Raw genomic sequence first — 4281 nt, 5'->3', positions numbered from 1 at the left:
CAGGAGTCGGCCACTCGCTGGCTATGGTCGTACAATCACGAACGACCGAACATGGCGCTGGGCGGCATCACACCTGTGCAGAAATTGATGCTCGCCAACTAACTCCATTTCTGGCGGCTGCTAAAAATGGGGGGATTACCCTGTCCCGGCTGATCGCTCCATAAGCGGGCCGGCCTAAGGGGATGGTCCCTTCGTGGTGCCATAGGGCCACCCATGAGTTTTACGTAGGTCTGCCAGTCCCCTTGATCAGCGGCGGCGGATAACTCAGCGACCGCGCCCTGGGGGCCGCCACCCTTTAGGCGCCGAAGCTCGCGCCACACGCTGACGGGTGGCCCGCCGATTTGCTGAAACTGACGAATGCCCCATGCGCTGGCCCATGCCTTAACCCGTTCTGCACCCTCAATGGGGTTTTCGCCATAGACGCCGGAATCAAGCGCAAAGCCATCGATGTTTTTGGAAATGTACTTGGCGATGTATCCGACGGCGCTCCCCTTATTGCAGTCAATGGCCACCGCCGTGAATCGATGTTTTTCCGCGCCGGGTTCGTTTCCATCGGTTTGCAGGGCGTATTTTTTGAACAATGTCCTTAGCGTATTGATCTGGTCTGGTCGCACGAACAGCAGCAAATGCCAATGTGGCGTGCCATCGTGCTGGGGCTCCGCAATCCGGAAGCCATAAACGCCCACCCCTTCGCGTGCAGCAGCCGAGCGGATGCGGGCCCATACCTTTGCCAAATAGGCTTGGGCTTCCTTGGGGGTTGTCCCGTCGTACTTCGGATTAGGCTTGCCGGACTTGGCGAGGCTGGCGTGCATGCGAGAAGGGCAGGTGACGGTGTAAAACTCGGCCGCATGCCCAAGTGATTTGGCTATGTCTTCAAACCCGCGGGCACGGGTCATCAGTTCGGCGCGCCGGATGCGCGGATTCGATACGGTTACATCCGAAAGCTCAGCCAGACTCTGGCAGTATCCAGAATCGTTTACGGCCTGCATGGACTCTAGGATGCGACGGTTTCGCCTGTGTTGCTGGCGCTTGCGTTCCAGCGTTTCATCGCTGGCATAAATGCCCGCCTGGGCTTTGACTAATCCGACTTGAATCGCGGCAGCTTCCATATCTCGCCCGTGTCGGCTGCGTAGCTGCCTGCGCCACCATCTGCTGTCCCTATCGGTAACACGGCGAATGAATCCGGTAACGGTATAGGGTGTTTGCCCCACTCGGATGCGTGGTTCTTTCTCTGTAACGGTATCGGTATCTGTAACAGGGGCAGCGTCCAGGCTGTAACGGTTACAGATACGGAGGAGGAGCCTGAGGGTTTCATCAAGGCGTCCCGGGTAGAGCGCCAATGCTTCCCGGCATCGCTTGCTGGCCCGTTCCGCTTCCGATACCAGCTCGTCATCATTCCAGGCAAGCGCCATGCTGGAAGGCTTGAACTTGTCCTGCATATCCAGCAGGAAAAGATTGGCTTCGCGTAGCCCTTGGGTGTCGTGGCGCTCCCGGTATGACTTGGCCACCGCATATGCAATCCGGTTTGGCCATTGCCGGAAAATCTCATGGCGAAAGCGCCGATCATCCCCATCGCTGTTATCCAAATGCCAAACGATGCGCTCAGCCTCAGAAGTCCATTCCGTCGGTGGGCATACGCGCTTTGCCGGGCGCATGGCTTAAATGCTCAGGTTGGTGGCTGATTTGCGGGCGGTTTCGAGCTTCGCCACCAAGGCGCGAATCTCTGTATCGGCCATGCCCGCTATGCGTGCGGCATTGAGTGCGGCAACCTCAGAAGCTGGCCAGGCCACGGAGCGCGGTCCGAGTTTTACAGGCTTGGGCCACAAGCCTTGCTGAATGCGAAGGTAGATCGTCGAGCGCGAAGCGCCAGTTTCGGCCTTGACGCTAGGAAGCCGCAGGAGTCGTTGAACCATCGTTGCACCTCAGTGGTGGATTAGGATGGTTCGCAGTTTTACGATTCTGTCAGGGCAGAAATAGGCGCAGTAGGTCGCGGGGATCGTGCGGCAAATAAGCTGAATCCCGCGCCGCTACTGGCGGGAGAGGGCGCGGATAACTATTTTCGCGGGCCGGTTGGGAGGCCGTCCGCACGCAGGATCGTCGCCATAACTTCGGCGGTTCGCCTGGCGACTTTCTCTCCGATTAGCCATTCAATAACTTGCTTGTTGGTTGGTGCGCTTGAGGGGTCGGCGGGGTCGTAGCTTTTCCAGAAAAGGTCAGCTGCTCGGGCTAGTTTACGAAGCAAATTGGTTTCGTAGCGCCCCCATGGCCAGCCGGTGGCTTGAATATTCATTTCAGGCTGCCAGGGGTATCCCCCAGGAAAAACTAGCCCGATGGTATTTGCCCAGGATGTAAACACCGTTAAGTCGATTTCGCTCTCTTCAAGCTTTTCCGGGTCGAGTTTGTCGGGTCTTAGCAAGCCCGCGCCAATGCCGGTTTTAGCAAGGCCAAGCAGCGAATTGAATTTCGGCGGGGGTTGGGTGAACACTGTATCCAGTTTGCCGGTCGTGCTGATGCTTTGCGGGACGGTGCTTAATGGCCTGGGGCTTTCAAGTCTGGAGGGTTCTAGCTCGCACAGTAGGGCGATGGCCTGCCACAACTTCGCTTTGCGCTTCCTTTCCCATTGTCGCCAGTCAGGCCGGGGAATTGTCCAAAGGACGGAATCGTCAGCCGGGTTGTTAGGGGTGTTCATGGTTGCATTCAGGCGGTGGGCGGCAAAGCCATGATACCTGCGCGACAAGGGCGAGGCGTTTATCGGTTGCAGGCGACAGGTGGGGGTATATATGGGGGTATCACGTCTCTTCGTTTAGCGTGATGGCCCAGCAAATATGGCTTACGTTGGCAATTATGGGTCAGACAAGCTCCCGCACATCCAATAAAAACCCGCATCCATCAGGATTGCGGGTTTTTTCATCTGGATGGCCCGGGCCTTGGCGGCTGGGCGCGGCGCGCTATTCGATGCCCAGCCGCTCCAGACGGTAGCGCAGGCTGCGGAAGGTGACGCCGAGCACGCGTGCGGCGGCAGTTTTGTTGTAGCGGGTTTGTTCCAGTGCCTCGAGGATGGCCGCGCGCTCCGCCTGGTCGAGGTAATCCTGCAGCGGGTATTTGCAGCCGGAGGCGGCGCTGGCCGGGAGCTGGGCCGGCGCGAGGTTGAGGTCGGCGGCACGGATGCAGCGGTCTTCGCACAATGCCAGCGCACGCTCCAGGGTGTTTTCGAGTTCACGTACGTTGCCCGGGAAGGCGTAGGCGCGCAGCGTTTTTTCGGCGTCGCGGTCGAGTTTGATCTCGGCGCCGCCGAGCTTGTCGAGCAGGAAGCGCGCCATCTCGGGGATGTCTTCGGCGCGTTCGCGCAGGCTGGGCATCATCAGATCGATGACGTTCAGGCGGTAATACAGATCCTGGCGAAAGCGCCCGGCCTCTATCAGTGCGACCAGATTCTGGTGGGTTGCGCTGACGATGCGCACGTCAACCGCTTCTTCGGTGGTGGCGCCGACCTTGCGTACTTTTTTTTCCTGCAACACGCGCAGCAGTTTCACCTGCATCGACAACGGCAGGTCGGCGATTTCGTCGAGGAACAGGGTGCCGCCGTCCGCCGCCTGGAAGAATCCGCTGCGATCGGCGTCGGCGCCGGTGAACGCGCCTTTGCGATAGCCGAAAAATTCGCTTTCCATCAGTGTTTCGGGGATCGCGCCGCAATTGACGGCGACGAAGGGCTTGTCCGAACGGTTGCCCAGCTGGTGGATCAACCGTGCGGCGAGCTCCTTGCCGCTACCCGATTCGCCGGCGATATGCACCGGCGCCTGGGTGCGGGCGAGCTTGGCGATGCGTGCGCGGATTTCCTGCATGGCCGCGGACTGGCCGATCAGGTCGCGCGCAGTGACGTCTGCCTGGGCGGCTTCAGGAATGTTCAGCGCAGATTTGACCAATGCGCGCAACTGGTCGAGCGCCACCGGTTTGGCCAGATAGTCGAAGGCCCCGGCTTTGAGGGCGGCGACCGCATTGCCGGCGTTGCCATAGGCCGTGATGACGGCCACCGGAACCGGCGCCGTCAGCGCACTGGCGCAGGCGACCACGTCCAGCCCTTCGCCGTCTCCCAGCCGCATGTCGGTGAGGCAGAGGTCGTAATGCGTCTGCGCCAGGCGGGTCTGCGCTTCGGCCACGCTGTTCGCGCGATCGGTTTCCAGCCCCATTTTGACCAGCGTCAGCTCCATCAGGTCGAGCAGGTCGGGCTCGTCGTCCACCAGCAGAATGCGCGGAGAGGCGGCCATGTCTACTCCCTGCCGT

At 60.1% G+C, this 4281-nt stretch carries 4 protein-coding genes; all 4 read right to left on the bottom strand.

Features of this window, described 5'->3' with window-relative positions; all coding sequences use genetic code 11:
- Positions 1-98: 98 nt before the first annotated feature.
- A complete protein-coding gene (locus Q0L94_RS12315; protein WP_296753650.1) occupies positions 99-1655 on the bottom strand; it encodes a replication endonuclease in 1557 nt (518 codons plus the stop codon).
- A 3-nt stretch (positions 1656-1658) separates the two neighbouring features.
- Positions 1659-1913, bottom strand: a complete 255-nt coding sequence (locus tag Q0L94_RS12310) for an AlpA family phage regulatory protein (RefSeq protein WP_296753649.1) — start codon at positions 1911-1913, stop codon at positions 1659-1661.
- A 140-nt stretch (positions 1914-2053) separates the two neighbouring features.
- Positions 2054-2689, bottom strand: coding sequence for a hypothetical protein (locus Q0L94_RS12305; RefSeq protein WP_296753648.1), 636 nt, complete (start codon positions 2687-2689; stop codon positions 2054-2056).
- Between the two features lie 259 nt (positions 2690-2948).
- A complete protein-coding gene (locus Q0L94_RS12300) occupies positions 2949-4265 on the bottom strand; it encodes a sigma-54 dependent transcriptional regulator (protein ID WP_296753651.1) in 1317 nt (438 codons plus the stop codon).
- Positions 4266-4281 lie beyond the last annotated feature (16 nt).

The sequence above is a fragment of the Thiobacillus sp. genome (assembly GCF_024708915.1).
This window is presented reverse-complemented; position numbering and strand designations above follow the sequence as displayed.

Bases quoted from the DNA above. Each gene is read 5' to 3' on its own strand.
- Q0L94_RS12300 (WP_296753651.1), bottom strand. From the start codon at position 4,265: ATGGCCGCCTCTCCGCGCATTCTGCTGGTGGACGACGAGCCCGACCTG.
- Q0L94_RS12310 (WP_296753649.1), bottom strand. From the start codon at position 1,913: ATGGTTCAACGACTCCTGCGGCTTCCTAGCGTCAAGGCCGAAACTGGC.
- Q0L94_RS12305 (WP_296753648.1), bottom strand. From the start codon at position 2,689: ATGAACACCCCTAACAACCCGGCTGACGATTCCGTCCTTTGGACAATT.
- Q0L94_RS12315 (WP_296753650.1), bottom strand. From the start codon at position 1,655: ATGCGCCCGGCAAAGCGCGTATGCCCACCGACGGAATGGACTTCTGAG.